The sequence below is a fragment of the Anaerofustis butyriciformans genome, from assembly GCF_036289385.1.
Taxonomy (GTDB): Bacteria; Bacillota; Clostridia; order Eubacteriales; family Anaerofustaceae; genus Anaerofustis; species Anaerofustis butyriciformans.
In genome coordinates this window covers 19,269-35,490 of sequence record NZ_JAYFFH010000005.1, presented here as the reverse complement: position 1 = coordinate 35,490, position 16,222 = coordinate 19,269, and the positions used below count along the sequence as shown (strand labels likewise).

Here is a 16,222-nt window from a genome sequence, read left to right as displayed (position 1 = left end):
AAAATAATAAAGGATTTTTTCAAATTACTTTATTTTATAAGTATTTTTTCAAATCATCTACTTTATCTAATTTTTCCCAAGGGAATTCACTTCTTCCAAAGTGTCCATAAGCTGCTGTTTGTTTATAAATAGGACGTCTTAAATCAAGATGTTCAATAATTTTTGTAGGTCTTAAATCAAAGTTTTCATTTATTATTTCAACTATTTTATCATCACTTAATTTTGATGTACCATAAGTATTCACATATATACTTACAGGTTTTGCAACACCAATTGCATATGCAACTTCAATTTCAATCTTTTCACATATACCGCTTGCAACTATATTTTTTGCAATGTATCTTGCCATATATGAAGCACTTCTATCTACTTTTGTAGGATCTTTTCCTGAGAAAGCTCCGCCGCCGTGTCTTGCATATCCACCATATGTATCTACGATTATTTTTCTTCCTGTAAGCCCACTATCTCCTTGAGGTCCGCCTATTACAAATCTTCCGGTAGGATTAATAAAATATTTTGTATTTTCGTCTAAAAGATTTTCATCTATAACGTCTTTTATTACATATTCTATCATGTCATGTTTAATTGTATCTAAGGATACTTTTTCATCATGTTGTGTTGATATAACAACAGTATCTATTCTTACAGGTTTATCACCATCATATTCAACAGTTACTTGAGTTTTTCCGTCAGGCCTTAAATATTCTAAAGTTTTATTTTCTCTTACTTCTGTTAATTTTAGAGCAAGTTTATTTGCAAGCGAGATAGGAAGAGGCATATATTCTTCTGTTTCGTTGCAAGCAAAACCAAACATTATACCTTGATCTCCTGCTCCGTTTTCTTCTTCGTCTTCTGCTGCATCAAGAGATTTATCAACGCCCATTGCAATATCGCTTGATTGCTCATCTATTGATGTGATAATGCCACATGTATTTCCGTCAAAGCCAAATTTGGCTCTTGTATACCCAATATCTGTAATTGTTTTTCTTACAATTTTTGGAATATCTACATATCCGCTTGTTGTTATTTCTCCCATAACAAGAACAAGTCCTGTATTTATTGCACATTCACATGCAACTCTCGCATTTGGATCTTGTGCTAAAATAGCATCTAACACGCTGTCACTTATTTGGTCACATATTTTATCTGGATGACCTTTTGTAACAGATTCTGATGTAAAAAAGTGTTTATTCATTATTTCCTCCCATTTGTGACCTTAAATAAAAAAATTCTCATAGGAACCTATGAGATTAACTATCTTCCTCATCATTCGGAAAAATCCCGTAGGTATTGGCACCGTACAAACTGTCGGTTGCCGGGTTTCATAGTGCCTATTCACTCCACCACTCTAAATAAGGTCTATTATTTTACAATTGGAATATTACCATATAAATAATATAAAAGCAATAATTTATTTTATTTTATTATAAAATATAAAAAAGCTGTTATTAAATACAGCTTTTTTAAAATATATTTAATTAATTCTTTATTCTAATATAATAAATTAAAATTTATTTATTGTCTTACATTCGTTAACGGCAGTTTTTACCCCCTCAATATCTCCCCCGCTTTGAATTGTAACAGCTGCAGCAATACCACCTTCAACAATTGGTCCGTCTATCATATAAGCCTCGTTCTCACACATATCAAGTGCCATTTCCGTTGTCATTACGGCACTTCCAAGATCCATCATTATAATAACACCATCTCCACTGTCAGCTTCAGAAATACCGTTCATGATTTTTTCCATATCAGTTCCGATACTTCCGTCACTTAAGCCTCCTGCAGCAACAATTTTTACATCTTTTGCCATTTGTGCAGCAAGTTCTTTTACTCCAAGAGCAACTTTTTCACTGTGAGAAACAATAACCATACCTAACATAAAAATATCCTCCATTATTTTATTTATAGTATTATATCATAATTATTAATATAAACAAAAAAATAAGAGGAAATCCTCTTATTTTAAAGCCATAAAATTATAAGCCCGCCTCTGCCTGAATTTACAACTCTTGTAAGTGCTTTTTGAACTTTTATTTTATTGTCATCTTCAATAGATGTAAGTTTATTTTGCATATTATCGCTTATCATATTTTTTAAATTTCTTCCAAAGAATTCACTTTCCCAAATTTTTTCTTGATCATTTTTATATTCATCCATTATTTTATCATAAAACACCTGACATTCTTCCTCTGAACCTATTGTAGGACTTATTGATGTTTCTACATTTGTACATATAATATGAAGTGCAGGAGCAGAGGCTTTTATTTTCACCCCGTGTCTTGAAGATTTATTTATCATTTCAGGCTCATCTAATACATAATCTTCAAACTCAGGTGTAACTATTCCATACCCGCTGTTTCTTGCAACATCCAAGGCAGATGCTATTTTTTCATATTCTCTTTTTATATTAGTAAGGGATGAGATAAGCATAAATAAATCGGATTCGTTTTCTATAGTGACTCCGTTTTTTTCGTTTAGCATTCCATAAAATACGCTGTTATTTATATTAACATCAATATGTATAACACCAAGACTAAGGTCTATATTTGATATATTCATTTCAAAATTATCAAATTTCGATTCTTTAATTCCCTTTAAAACTTTATTTAAAGTATCATTCTTATTTGAATTTGATAAAATAAAATTATATATTTCCTTGTTTATTTCATCTTCTTTATCTAATAAGTCTGTCCACAAAGGAAGAGAATAGTTAATTTCTTTAACAGGGAATTCAAACAAAACATCCAAAAGAAGATTTTCGATATCATCAAGAGTTATATTCATAACATCTAAAATAATAACTTTACACCCATACTTTTCTTCCATACTCTTACAAAGTTCTTTAGACTTACTGCTTGAAGGATTTTTTGTATTAAGAATTGTAACAAAAGGCTTATTTATGTTTTTTAATTCATTTATTACTTTTTCTTCTGCTTGAACATAATTTTCTCTATCTATACCGCTTATACTACCGTCTGTTGTTACAACAATCCCTATTGTAGAATGTTTTTCTATAACCTTTTTTGTTCCTATTTCTGCAGCTTTTTTAAAAGGCATAGGATTTTCGTCCCATGGGGTTCTTATCATTCTTTCTTCATTTTCGTCCATATCCCCAATAGCCCCTTCTATTACATATCCTACACAATCAACAAGCCTTACATTTAAATCAATTCCTCCACCAAGAGAAATATTTGCGGCAGTATTCGGAACGAACTTAGGCTCACAAGTCATTATTGTTTTTCCCGAACCGCTTTGAGGAAGTTCATCTATGGCTCTTTCCTTTTTAAACTTATTATCTATATTTGGTATTACAAGTTCATCCATAAATTTTTTTATAAAAGTGGATTTACCTGTTCTAACGGGTCCTACCACACCCAAATATATATCTTTACCCGTTCTTTTTGATATATCTTCGTATATTCCCAAATTCATAAGAAAACCTCCAAACTCATGTATCTTACTTATACATATTCATTTGGAGGTTAAAATATAATTATTTTTTTAATTTTCTTGTTTTCTTCTGTATATTAATTTTATAGGAGAACCTAAAAATGTAAAAGCTTCTCTTAATTTGTTTATTAAATATCTTGAATAAGCTTCTTGTTCAAGTTCTGGGTCATTTACAAAAATAACAAATGTTGGAGGTGAAACCGATACTTGAGAGAAATAGAATATTTTCATTCTCTTTGTACCTTTTGCTGGTGGATTGTTCATCATTACCGCATCCCCCATTATTTCGTTTAAAAGACCAGTTGTAACTCTTTTTGAATATTCTTCAAGAACCTGTTCAATTAACGGCATTAATTTATGTGTTCTCTTTTTCTCTGTTGCACTTATGAAAAGTATAGGAGCAAAATCAAGGAAATATAAAGAACTTCTTATTTTCTTTTCCATTTCCTTCATCGTATTTGTTTGCTTTTCAACTAAATCCCATTTGTTTATTACAATAATAACAGCTTTAAACCTATCTTTTATAAGTCCGGCTATTTTTACGTCTTGCTCTGTTACGCCTTCCATTGCATCAATCATAAGAAGACATATATCACTTCTTTCTATTGCCCCTATTGCTCTGATTGTGGAATAATGTTCTATATCATCATATATTTTTGCTTTCTTTCTTATACCTGCAGTATCAATTAAAGTATAGTTTTTACCTTCATAATTAAATACTGTATCTATGGCGTCTCTTGTAGTTCCGGAAATGTTACTTACTATAACTCTGTTTTCTCCAAGAAGAGTATTTACAAGACTTGATTTTCCTGCATTTGGTTTACCTACAACGGCAATCTTGGTTCTTTCTTCTTCATCTATTCCCTTTTTATTTTCAGGGAAATGAGCAACAACTTCATCAAGTAAATCACCAAATCCAAGAGCATGTTCAGCACTTATAGCTATTGGCTCTCCTAATCCTAAATCATAAAATTCATATCTTAAATAATCTATATCAAAAGAATCAATTTTATTTACTGCTAATACACATGGTTTTCCGCTTTTTCTTATCATATTTGCAACATCTCTGTCAGATGCTGTAACTCCGCTTCTTCCATCAACGACAAGAACAATAACATCAGCCATATCAATTGCTAGATTAGCTTGTCTTTTCATTTGTTTTAAAATTATGTCATCACTTTTTGGCTCTATACCGCCTGTATCAATCAAGAAGAAACTATTTCCACCCCATGATGTATCAGTTATAATCCTATCTCTTGTTACACCTGGTGTATCTTCAACAATTGAAATTCTTTTTCCAGAAATCTTATTAAATAAAGTTGATTTACCGGTGTTTGGTCTTCCTATTAATGCAACAAAAGGTTCTCTCATTTTTCTCCTCCTTTTAACTACTTAATTTATCTATCATTTTAATGTCTTCATCACTTAAAGTAACCTGTACTGTTTCGTTATCCGTATAGATTACTTTACCTTCTTTCATTCCGCTTGGTTTCTTTACATATTTTATATATGTGTAATCAACTGCCACATTTGAAGAATTTTTTGCTTTTGAATAATAAACACAAAGTTTACAACCTAGCTCTAATGCTTCATTAGAATATTTACCATTGTTTGTTCTTATTATAACATGAGATGAAGGAATATCTTTAGTGTGAATCCATAAATCTGTTTTAAAAGCAAATTTTCTCGTTAAATAATCATTATCAAGAGAATTTCTTCCAACATATATCTCATATCCATCACGGCTTTTAAATACAAGTTTCTTTACTTCTTTTAAATTTGACCTTTTTTTCTTTTTCTTTATATATCCAAGCTGTTCTAAAACTCTTTTTATTTCTTCAACTTCAGGATATGTCTTAGCTCTTTCTAAATATAGGGACTGTGATTCAAGGAAATAAACATTCTCTTCCCCTTCTTTAATAAGTTTTTGCAAATATTTCTTTGAATTTTCAAGCTTTGAATACTTTTTAAAATATTTATTTGCATTTTCACTTGGAGATAAAGCAGGATTTAGGGAAATAGTCATTTCTTCATACGGTTCTTTAAAGAAATTTAAAACTTTTACGCTTTTATCTCCTTTTTTAATATTATGAAGATTTGAAAGAAGCAACTGACCTTTTATATTATATTTCTCACTGTCTTCTGCTTTTTGCAAATCTTTTTTCCTAAGTTCAAGTTTATGTTCTTCTCTTGATAAAGTCCTGTTTATAAGATTATATACATCTTTATATACAACCTTTAATCTGTTCATCCTATCAATTTCATGATAGTATTCATCTATCATTTCAGACGGAGATGAAAATTCCTCTTTATCAAGATTATCATAAGCTTTTATGTCAATACAAACATAGTCTTTATTTTTACCGTCTTTTTTATATAAATTATAAGTAAGCTTATTATCAAGTCCTTCAAAATATTTTTTTATTGAACTTACTACATTTTCTATATCATTTTTTTCCAGATCATTTAAACCTACGTTTTTATCTATATTAAGACCATCTGTTACTTCATCAAAAATAACGGGACTTATACCATTAAATGTTGCCATTAAAGCTTTTTTTAATGTAGTATCCCCTTTACTCATTATATTGTCTATCGCTACAAATTCATTAAAATTCATGGGATTCAATCTGTCTTTTGTAGGATATTCATAATCAATCTTAGGAACAACTTCTCTAAGTAAAGGATTATCAGGTTTTATGTGTTTTATTGAGTCGATTATCTTTTTACTTTCATCATCAACCAAAATTAAATTTGAATTTCTTCCCATAATTTCAGCTATTAACGTAAGATTTTGATAATCTCCAAGTAAATTTATGCTTTCAAAATGAATTTTAATTATTCTATCAAACTCATAACCATCAATACCTGTTATAACAGCTCCTGAAAGATATTTTCTAAGAAGCATACAAAAGCCGTAAGGCTCATTCATTGAAGCATTATAAGTATTTATAAAATGAACTCTTGGAGTAGATGACCCCGCATTTATAAGTAACATTTCTTTTTCACTTCCGAAAGTATGAAGTACTACTTCATACTTTGTAGGCATATATATTTTATTAATCTTACTTCCTATTAGTTTATTTTTAAGCTCTTTTATTAAAGCATAAGTTGTAATTGAATCAAAAGGCATTTTATTTTCTCCTTTATTTGTTTAACAGAGTAAATTATATATTAATTTTATTTTATTAGCAAATATATAATAATAAATTTTTTATTAAAAGAATTATGAGGTGTTCTATGGGGTTTATAAGTTTGTTTTTAATAGCTATTGGACTTTCTATGGATGCATTTTCAGTTTGTTTATGTATTGGAATGAGTAAAAATATAAATGTAAAACAAATATTAAAGGTTTCTTTTTTCTTTTCTTTTTTTCAAGGATTAATGCCGATCTTAGGATATATATTAGCAATAAATTTCAGTGAAAAAATAAGTTGTATTGATAATATTATAGTTTTCTTTTTACTTTCTTTTATTGGAATAAAAATGATTATTGAATCTTTAAAGGAAAATGAAAATAAAAAATATAATTCTCTTTCACTATTAAAGATATTGTATTTATCATTAAGCGTAAGTATCGATGCATTAGCAATAGGAATTTCATTTGCATTTGTGAATATAAAAATTATCCCTGTAACAATATTAATTGCACAAACGACTTTTTTAATGTCTATTATTGGCATTTTATCAGGAAGTTTTTTAGGAAAAATACTAAAAAACAAAGGAGAAACTTTGGCTGGAATTATACTTATTATTATTGGAATAAAAGCTTTACTTAGCTAGAAATGATATTAACAAGTATTATATTTTATTTATTGCTATATTTTATGGTATTAAGTATATTTGCAGCTTATGCTTCATCATAAGTAACGATGAAAACAACTACAAAAAGTGAAGAAATATATTAAAGGACAAACAGCAATTAAATTTCATTTTAAAAGTTAAAGAAATTTAATTGTTCTTTTTTTTTCAAAAAAAATAAGTAGATGAAAATTTATAATTGACAAATAATTTTATTTTTGTTACATTAGTTATGTAAAGGTTTATATTTATATTTGGAGGAAAAAATGTATAAAGAACAAAGGCAAGAAACAATTCTTCAATATATATACGAAAAAAAAGAAGCAAGTGTAAAAGAATTATCAAAGATGCTTGGTGTATCAAACGTAACAATTAGAAAAGACTTAATAGAACTTGCAAATATGGGTAAAATTTTAAAAACTCACGGAGGAGCAACATCCGTAGAAAGTATATTATCAACAGAAACTCCTCATTATCAAAAAGATAAAACATTCAGAGAAGAAAAAGAAAGAATTGGAAAAGCTGCCGCAAAATTAGTCGAAGAAGGTAATACTATTATAATAGATGGAGGGTCAACACCTTATCATGTAGTACCTAATATTTTAGATAAAGAAGTCATGGTTATTACAAATGATGTAAAAGCAGCATATAAACTGGCGCTAGATTCAAAAGCTAAAGTTTTAGTTTCAGGAGGCTACATAGAAAAATCTGTATTTTCTCTTTTAGGCTCTACTTCAGAACATCTATTCCAAACGACACATTCAGATATTGCTTTTATAGGTTTAGATGGCATGGATATAAACTACGGAGCAAGTGTAAAATCATTTACAGAAACACCTGTAAAACAAGCAATGATTAAAAATGCAGAAAAAGTAGCTGCTGTAATTGACCATTCAAAATTAAATCAAAAAATGCTTATTAAATTTGCGGATATAGAAGATTTTGATTATATCATCACAGACGAAATGAGTGATGAAGACATAAAAGCTTACAAAGAAAGAGGCGTAGAAGTAATCATTGCAAAATAAAAAGACCAAAAGGTCTTTTTTATTAAAGTAGATATAATTTTTTTCATAACTTTTAACTACTATGATATAATTCCATAAAGGAGGTTTTTATATGAAAAAATTTATCAATAAACCTGAAAACGTAGAAAACGAAATGTTAAGCGGAATTGCAAAAATGCATCCGGAATATGTAAAAAGACTTGAAGGTCTTGACGTAATCGTAAGAAAAGACAAAAAAGAAGGAAAGGTAGCATTAATAAGCGGAGGAGGAAGCGGACACGAACCTGCTCATGCAGGATATGTTGGATACGGTATGCTTGATGCAGCAGTTGCAGGACCTGTATTTACATCTCCTACTCCTGATCAAATTTACGAAGCTATTAAAGCAACAGATGCAGGAAAAGGAACTCTTCTTATAATTAAAAACTATACAGGAGACGTTATGAACTTCGATATGGCTGCTGAAATGGCTGCTATGGAAGATATTAAAGTTGAACAAGTAATAGTAAATGATGATGTTGCTGTAAAAGACAGCCTATACACAACAGGAAGAAGAGGCGTTGCGGGAACAGTATTTGTTCATAAAATTACAGGTGCAGCAGCAGAAGAAGGAAGAAGCCTTGATGAAGTAAAAAAAGTTGCAGAAAAAGTAATTGCAAATGTTAGAACAATGGGAGTTGCAATTTCTCCATGTACTGTACCGGCAGCAGGAAAACCTGGATTTGAAATAAACGACGACGAAATGGAAGTAGGTATCGGTATTCACGGTGAACCTGGAACTCATAAAGAAAAACTTACATCAGCTGATGAAATAACAGCTCATCTTCTTGATTGCATACTTAAAGATTTAGACTTTGAAGGAAGCGAAGTTGCCGTAATGATAAATGATTCAGGAGCAACACCTCTAATGGAACTTTATATTGTAGGAAACAAACTATCTGACATTTTATCACAAAAAGGAATAAAAGTTTACAAGAGCTTCGTAGGACATTATATGACATCAATCGAAATGGCAGGATTTTCAATAAGCTTACTTAAACTTGATGATGAACTTAAAGCACTTCTTGACAGCAAAGCTGATACACCTGCTTTTAAAACATTATAAGGAGAAAGAAATTGACAAAAGAAACTTTAATAGAATTAATTAAAAATATAGCAAAAAAAATTGAAGAAGAAAAACAATTTTTAACAGATCTTGACAGCGAAATCGCTGACGGGGACCATGGAATAAACATGGCAAGAGGATTTGAAGCTGTAGAAGCAAAACTTGATACCGTTAAAGATAAAGACTGTGGAACAATATTAAAAACAGTAGGAATGACTTTAGTTTCAACTGTTGGAGGCGCAGCCGGACCTTTATATGGAACAGCATTCATGAAATCAGGAATGGTTCTTGCAGGTAAAGAAGAATTAAACGGCGAAGATTTTATAAAATCTATGGAAGCTGCAATTGAAGGCGTAAAACAAAGAGGAAAGTCAGATAAAGGTGAAAAAACAATGCTAGATTCTATGATTCCTGCTTATGATGCTTTCAAAGAAAACATAGACAAAGGAACAAAAGAAGCAATGAAAGAAGCCTTAGATGCTGCAAAAGAAGGAATAGAGTATACAAAAACAATAATTGCAACAAAGGGTAGAGCTGCCTACATTGGAGAAAGAAGCATAGGACATCAAGACCCTGGAGCTACTTCTTTTACTTATATGCTTGAATGTTTATATAATATTTTATAAAATAAAAAGCCTGACAAAAAATCAAAAAAAGACCGCATATGCGGTCTTTTTTATTAGAATAATCCGGAAATCTTTCCGTTTTCATCAACATCGATATTAAATGCAGCAGGTTTTTTACCAAGTCCCGGCATTTTCATAACATCACCGGCAAGAGCAACTATAAATCCGGCACCGGCTGATACTGTTAAATCTTTAATTGTAATTCTAAATCCTTCAGGTCTACCTAGCTTGCTTGGATCATCAGATAGAGAATATTGTGTTTTTGCAATACAAATAGGCATTTTATCAAAACCAAGTCTTTCAAAGTTTTCAATTTCTTTTTCTGCTTTCTTTGTATAGTCAACACCGTCAGCACCGTAAATCTTTGTTGCGATTGCATCAATTTTTTCTTTAATTGGTAAATCTAAATCATAAGAGAATTTAAAGTTATTTTCTTCTTCACAAAGTTTAATAACTTCTTTTGCAAGTTCTTCTCCGCCTTCTCCGCCTTTTTCCCAAACTTCACTTAATACTACATTTACACCTAATTTTTGGCATTCATCTTTAATTAAGTTAATTTCAGCATCAGTATCATTTACGAATTTGTTTATTGCAACAACACATGGTAAACCAAATACATTTTTGATGTTATCAACATGTTTAATTAAATTTGGAAGTCCTTTTTTAAGGGCATCAAGATTTTCACTGCCCAAATCATTTTTGTTAACTCCACCATTGTATTTTAAAGCTTTTACTGTTGCTACAATAATTACAGCATCAGGTTTTAAGTCGGCTAATCTACATTTAATGTCAAGGAATTTTTCAGCACCAAGATCAGCACCAAAACCTGCTTCCGTTACAACATAGTCACAGAAGTGTTTTGCCATTTTTGTGGCAATAACACTGTTACATCCATGAGCGATATTTGCAAAAGGACCACCATGAATAAATGCAGGTGTACCTTCCAATGTTTGTACTAAATTAGGTTTTAAGGCATCTTTTAAAAGAGTTGCCATAGCACCGTTAGCTTTTAAATCTCTTGCAGTAACTGGATCTCCGTCCATGTTATAAGCTACAACTATATTACCAAGTCTTTCCTTTAAGTCAGTGATATTATTTGCAAGACAGAAAATTGCCATAACTTCACTTGCAACGGTAATATCAAAACCGTCTTCTCTTGGAGTACCGTTAACTTTTCCTCCAAGTCCGCAAACAATATTTCTAAGTTGTCTGTCGTTTATATCAACAGCTCTTCTCCATACTATTCTTCTAACGTCAATGTTACATTCATTTCCTTGATGTATATGATTATCAATCATAGCCGCAAGTAAGTTGTTAGCTGCTGTTAGAGCATGAATATCTCCTGTAAAATGAAGATTAATATCTTCCATTGGAACAACTTGTGCATATCCGCCGCCTGCTGCTCCACCTTTAATACCAAATACCGGTCCCAAAGAAGGTTCTCTAAGAGCCATGATTGTTTTATAACCAAGTCTTCTTATTGCATCCGCAACACCTATTGTAGTTGTTGTTTTGCCTTCCCCTGCTGGAGTTGGATTTATGGCAGTGGTAAGAATAAGTTTACCGTTTTTATTTTCGGTTCTTTTTAAAACGTTATAATCAACTTTAGCTTTATATTTCCCATAAAGTTCTATATCGTCTTCTCCAAGACCTATTCTTTTGGCAACTTCTCTTATGTCTTCCATTTTTGCTTCTTGAGCAATTTCAATATCACTTTTGTAACCCATTTTTATTCTCCTTAAATCTTAATTTTGTTTTTGGTATTTTTGTATAAAAAACACAAAATAGCACTATCAAGAATAATCATTACAACAGCTTTGATAATTCTTTGTGGCATCATTGCAATAGTTGCATATCCGTAAAGCTGAACAAGGAATACAGTGTTCAAAAGAAGAGAACAAAGTAATTCACAAAGAAGTGCAATTACACAAATATGCACACAGTTCATTTCAATATTTTTTCTTTTAAGAAACATTGCAAAAAGTCCCGGAATAACACCATACATTGCACTTGTAAGGGTAAATCCCAAATGGAAAGCACCACCATCAGGTTTTAAAACAAATTGTATAAAATCTGACAAAAAACCAATGGCAAATCCATAAAAAGGACCTAAAACAATACCAGAAAAAATAGTGGGAACAGTTGTAAAACCGATTCTGAAATTTTGTGTAACAGAAATTTCAAACATCTTAAGAACCATCCCCATTGCAATAAACAATCCTGCATAAGCCAATTTTCTTGTACTTACCAAACTAGAGCTTGCTCTATTCATACTTTTACCTCCTAAGTATTACTAGACAAAGCTCCGCTATGAAACATATTTAATTAATGTTTTTTACAGCGGACGCGACAAGACACCGCAACCAATAAGGTTTTCGTTTAAAGGCAACTTCCCATCCTTTAACACTTAACGCATCTTATCTACTCTGTATATATTTTTACATAAAGATTATATCATAAAAAACCTCTATATTCGGCTATTTTATAAAAAATATATTAAATAAATTGATATTTACATATAAAAATAGTAGAATGGAGTAAAAACAATCGGGGTGATATTCTTTTTATGGAAATAACTTTTGACAATAAAACATTAAACGGAAAAGTATCGGCAAAGCCTGTCTTTGAAGATTTAAAAAGATATTTGATATGTTCTTTATTTTCAAATGATACAAGCATTATAAAGAATGTATTATTGGATAAACAAACAAAAAATTTACTTAATATTTTAAGCAAACTTGGTGCAACCATAATGGTTGACGAATATGAAGGAAAAAGGAAAACTCTTAAAATTAAAGGTTCTTATCCTTTTGATGTAAATATAAATCAACTCGATCTTAGAAATAATATAGATTTATTAAAAACAATAGCTCCAATACTTCTTGTTTCCAAAAAGAAATTTAACATTAAATATCAAAATATTTTAATTTCAAACCCGATAAATTCTTTTTATAGCTTTTTCTTCAAAAGAGGATTTACAAAAATTCAAAAGGAAAAAAGAGAATATCCTATAAAAATTAAAACAAGCATAGATAAATCTGTATTTTTTATAAGAGCAGATGTTGAAAAAGAATATCTTTCTACTTTGCTTTCAATTATCCCAAAAGCTTACAACAATGCAAAAATCATTATTCATTCGGGAGAATTAAAAGACAAAGAATATATTCTAAAAACAATAAAAATACTTGAAAGTTTTAGTATTAAAATCATAAACCACAATTTTAAAGAATTCGATATTATAAACACTGAATATCATCCATGTGACGTTACAATAGAAAATGACTTTACGTCTGCCAGTGTTTGGATAACAGCGAGCGCACTTGGACATAAAATAATGGTTAAAAACCTAAATTTAAAAAGTGAACAAAAAAACAAAAAGATTTTAGATATTTTAAAAATAATAGGTTTTAATATTCTCGTAAATAAACACGGTGATATTATAGCAAAACCTAATAAAATAAATGCTTTTAATATAGATATAACAAAAGTGCCGGATTTACTTCCGTACCTTTCTGTTATTGCCAGCGTTGCCGATGGAACAAGTAAATTAAGACATGCAGATGAAATATACATCAATAATACTCCAATAGCAGAAGAAATGTCACGAGTAATAAACGAGATAGGCGGTGACAGCTTTGTTTTCGGAGGAGATCTTATAATAAGAGGCAGAGAAATATTGAAAGGTGGAGAAATAAAAGAACCTGTTGCCCACGAAATTGTTTTTTCACTTTGTGCCATTTCAAGACAATGCCAAAATCCTATAAAAGTAACTCTTCCAAATTCAAAACCACGATATTATAAAGAATTTTACCGTGATTATAACAGACTTGGAGGGAAAAGATATCTATAAAGCCATAAAATTTATGGCTTTTTTTGTATGTTTTTATTATATTAACAAAAACTAATATAAAAAAGAGGATACAAAATGGATATTTCAAAACTAATATATAACAGAATAGTACAATTACTAAAAAATAGGAATATGACAATAAATAAATTTGCAAAAAAACATAATCTTCCTGCAACTACAATATACAGCATAGGTCACGGGAAATCAAAATCACCATCAATAAAAAACATTTTAAAAATATGTAACGCACTGGATATAAGCTTGTATGATTTTTTTAATACAGAAGAATTTAAGTCAAAAGAATACAAATAAAACTACCTTTTATGGTAGTTTTATATTGTAATATTCTCAAATTCTTTTTTTATTTCTTCTTCACTCATTTCATCAAGAGATGTTGAGGCAATTTCTTTTTTAACAGACTGTTCATTATAATTTTTTATATTTTTTTCTTGATTTTCTATTTCAAGTTTTAATTCATCTATCTCTTTATTTATATCTTTATGTCCGCTTCTTTTTTCAATATCACTTAACTCTTTATTAACAGCCTTTTCCAATGCTTCAATTTTACTGTAAGTTTGCTCAACTTGCTTTATTATTTTTTGTAGGTCACTATTTTTATTTGAACCTTCTGTTTTTTCTTTTTTTACATATTCATTTAATTCTTCTTTTTCTTCTTTTTGTATATTTGATTTTATATCATTATTTTCTTCAATATAAGATATTTCTTCACTATCAAGCAACTCATCATTTTCTTCATATATTTCAGAAGAACTATCTTCATTGTTCTTAGTATTTATGATATTATCATCAACTTGAAAACTGTTTATTTCATCAATAATATTTTCCAAATCTCCTGTATGCATCAAATCTTCTTTACTATGTTCATTTTCATCATACATAGGAATATCAAATTCATTCTCTTCTATTGTTTCTTGTTTTAAAGGAGCAACTTTTTTTAATACCTTTTCTTCACCTTTATCACTTAAAACAACAATACTGTCTACTTTATTTTGTAACTTTTCATTTATAATAGGAGATTTATCATCAATATGACCAAATATCTCATTTTCTTTATAGTATTCTTCTATTTTTTCATCTTTATGAAATCTTACTGAAAGCTTATGTAAATCATAGTATTGTCTTAAACCAAAATCATAAACAATACAAAAACCAATAAGTTCTAATGTTTCAACGAAATTATAATTCCTACCTATTGATATTTTATCTGTAATAATAAGCAAAATATTTTTTAATATATCAAAAGCTATATATAAAAGGATAAATAATAAAAATTCTTTTATGCTTATAACCTTTAAAAACGCCAAAACAAGAGAGAATATTATTATCGGAAGTTCCAAAATAGGATTTAAAACTGATGATAAAAATTCATAAAATTTACTAAGCCCCATAAATGAGTTTATTGCATTTTGATTTTTTGCATTAATATAAGTTGAATACATTTCGTTAAATAAATAAGGCTTAAAATCTTCTTCTTGTTTAAATGCAAGAGCTTCGTAATCTATACTGTATCTATCTCCAAATTCTTTCGTTAGACGATTTTTCAAATCATTATTTGGATTTATACAATTATCAAAAAATCCTCCAACATCTTTAACTTTATTTCTATTATATAGTGTAAAATTATTACCGCTTTCAAAACCACTGCAAAATTCTTCATTAAACGTCTTTAAAAATAATTTATTTTTTATGCTCTTTATAATAACACTTCCAAGCAAAAAGTTATGCGTTTTTATACCTTTGAAACTTAGATTTTCTTCAGACGCATAAACTCTGCTTTTTATTATTCCCATAGAAAATAGATTATCGTCAAAAAGCATAAATTCCCTTGCAAGTTTACTTAAAGAGGTTCTTTCTATATCAATATTTTCTTCTAAAACCATAAATAAATCACTGTCTATATTATCTATAACAGCATTTATATTATTCCATTTACTGCCTTGTTCCTTAATTAAAAGATTAATTTTTCCATTAGAGTAAATAGATATTATCTCTTCTTTATTTATATTGTATATAAAAGATTTATTTTCTTTTTGAAGTTTAAATGTTGATATAATTCTTTTTGATAAAAAAGTATTATTACTTGAAACAACAATGAAAATATCATAATTTTCATAATCAAGTTTTATTAAACTATTTATCTTTAAAATAAATTCGTTAATATTTTTTTCTTCATTTAATATTAACGTTATTTTTTTCCCTTCTTTTTCAACATCTAAATATCTTTTCTTATTTTTTATTAAATTGTTAAATACCATAATAGACGGAATAACAGCACTAAATAACGAAACAATTCCATACATTATTGTATAAACAATAAATATAATAAAAATAACATATAATATACTCATAATTACTCCCG

Annotated in this window: 14 protein-coding genes and 2 riboswitches; of the genes, 6 read left to right on the top strand and 8 right to left on the bottom strand. The window is 29.2% G+C overall.

The genetic code is table 11. The features are described 5' to 3' along the window. Nucleotides 1–34: 34 nt before the first annotated feature. The 5 genes from metK to V2W16_RS07545 all read right to left on the bottom strand — a co-directional run bounded on the left by metK (nt 35) and on the right by V2W16_RS07545 (nt 6,586). Complete coding sequence (metK, locus tag V2W16_RS07565) at nt 35–1,195, bottom strand: methionine adenosyltransferase (protein WP_329383837.1); 1,161 nt, start codon at nt 1,193–1,195, stop codon at nt 35–37. A gap of 65 nt (nt 1,196–1,260) precedes the next feature. After that, nucleotides 1,261–1,359, bottom strand: a riboswitch (SAM riboswitch). 145 nt (nt 1,360–1,504) lie between these two features. Beyond that, a complete protein-coding gene (gene dhaM, locus V2W16_RS07560) occupies nt 1,505–1,882 on the bottom strand; it encodes a dihydroxyacetone kinase phosphoryl donor subunit DhaM (protein WP_329383836.1) in 378 nt (125 codons plus the stop codon). 83 nt (nt 1,883–1,965) lie between these two features. Beyond that, the gene (gene spoIVA / locus V2W16_RS07555; RefSeq protein ID WP_329383831.1) at nt 1,966–3,435 is read right to left on the bottom strand and encodes a stage IV sporulation protein A; all 1,470 of its coding nucleotides are present in this window, start codon (nt 3,433–3,435) and stop codon (nt 1,966–1,968) included. Between the two features lie 69 nt (nt 3,436–3,504). Beyond that, nucleotides 3,505–4,824 carry a ribosome biogenesis GTPase Der gene (gene der, locus V2W16_RS07550; RefSeq protein ID WP_253230024.1) on the bottom strand — a complete coding sequence of 440 codons (1,320 nt, stop codon included), beginning with the start codon at nt 4,822–4,824 and terminating at the stop codon, nt 3,505–3,507. Nucleotides 4,825–4,837: 13 nt separating this feature from the next. Next, nucleotides 4,838–6,586, bottom strand: a complete 1,749-nt coding sequence (locus tag V2W16_RS07545) for an Rqc2 family fibronectin-binding protein (RefSeq protein WP_329383826.1) — start codon at nt 6,584–6,586, stop codon at nt 4,838–4,840. 107 nt (nt 6,587–6,693) lie between these two features. On the opposite strand from V2W16_RS07545, the gene V2W16_RS07540 reads away from it, so the two are divergent. The 4 genes from V2W16_RS07540 to dhaL all read left to right on the top strand — a co-directional run bounded on the left by V2W16_RS07540 (nt 6,694) and on the right by dhaL (nt 9,992). After that, nucleotides 6,694–7,236: a manganese efflux pump MntP gene (locus V2W16_RS07540; RefSeq protein WP_329383823.1), complete on the top strand. Its 543-nt coding sequence runs from the start codon at nt 6,694–6,696 to the stop codon at nt 7,234–7,236. Nucleotides 7,237–7,520: 284 nt separating this feature from the next. Next, nucleotides 7,521–8,282 carry a DeoR/GlpR family DNA-binding transcription regulator gene (locus V2W16_RS07535; protein ID WP_329383820.1) on the top strand — a complete coding sequence of 254 codons (762 nt, stop codon included), beginning with the start codon at nt 7,521–7,523 and terminating at the stop codon, nt 8,280–8,282. Nucleotides 8,283–8,373: 91 nt separating this feature from the next. Beyond that, entirely contained in the window at nt 8,374–9,366 is a 993-nt protein-coding gene (dhaK, locus tag V2W16_RS07530) for a dihydroxyacetone kinase subunit DhaK (protein ID WP_329383817.1), read from the top strand. An 11-nt stretch (nt 9,367–9,377) separates the two neighbouring features. Then, nucleotides 9,378–9,992: a dihydroxyacetone kinase subunit DhaL gene (gene dhaL / locus V2W16_RS07525; RefSeq protein WP_329383813.1), complete on the top strand. Its 615-nt coding sequence runs from the start codon at nt 9,378–9,380 to the stop codon at nt 9,990–9,992. A gap of 53 nt (nt 9,993–10,045) precedes the next feature. On the opposite strand, the gene V2W16_RS07520 is transcribed toward dhaL, so the two are convergent. Both V2W16_RS07520 and V2W16_RS07515 read right to left on the bottom strand, forming a co-directional pair. Beyond that, nucleotides 10,046–11,719, bottom strand: a complete 1,674-nt coding sequence (locus V2W16_RS07520) for a formate--tetrahydrofolate ligase (protein ID WP_329383810.1) — start codon at nt 11,717–11,719, stop codon at nt 10,046–10,048. A gap of 11 nt (nt 11,720–11,730) precedes the next feature. After that, nucleotides 11,731–12,264 carry a folate family ECF transporter S component gene (locus tag V2W16_RS07515; protein WP_329383807.1) on the bottom strand — a complete coding sequence of 178 codons (534 nt, stop codon included), beginning with the start codon at nt 12,262–12,264 and terminating at the stop codon, nt 11,731–11,733. Between the two features lie 64 nt (nt 12,265–12,328). Next, nucleotides 12,329–12,423, bottom strand: a riboswitch (THF riboswitch). Between the two features lie 135 nt (nt 12,424–12,558). Between V2W16_RS07515 and V2W16_RS07510 the strand changes: the two genes are divergently transcribed. Both V2W16_RS07510 and V2W16_RS07505 read left to right on the top strand, forming a co-directional pair. Then, nucleotides 12,559–13,842: a 3-phosphoshikimate 1-carboxyvinyltransferase gene (locus V2W16_RS07510; protein WP_329383804.1), complete on the top strand. Its 1,284-nt coding sequence runs from the start codon at nt 12,559–12,561 to the stop codon at nt 13,840–13,842. 75 nt (nt 13,843–13,917) lie between these two features. Continuing rightward, on the top strand, nt 13,918–14,154 hold the full coding sequence (locus tag V2W16_RS07505) for a helix-turn-helix domain-containing protein (RefSeq protein ID WP_329383801.1): 237 nt from the start codon (nt 13,918–13,920) through the stop codon (nt 14,152–14,154). A gap of 20 nt (nt 14,155–14,174) precedes the next feature. Here V2W16_RS07505 and V2W16_RS07500 read toward each other — a convergent pair whose 3' ends face one another. Then, nucleotides 14,175–16,211: a hypothetical protein gene (locus V2W16_RS07500; protein ID WP_329383798.1), complete on the bottom strand. Its 2,037-nt coding sequence runs from the start codon at nt 16,209–16,211 to the stop codon at nt 14,175–14,177. Between the last annotated feature and the right edge of the window lie 11 nt (nt 16,212–16,222).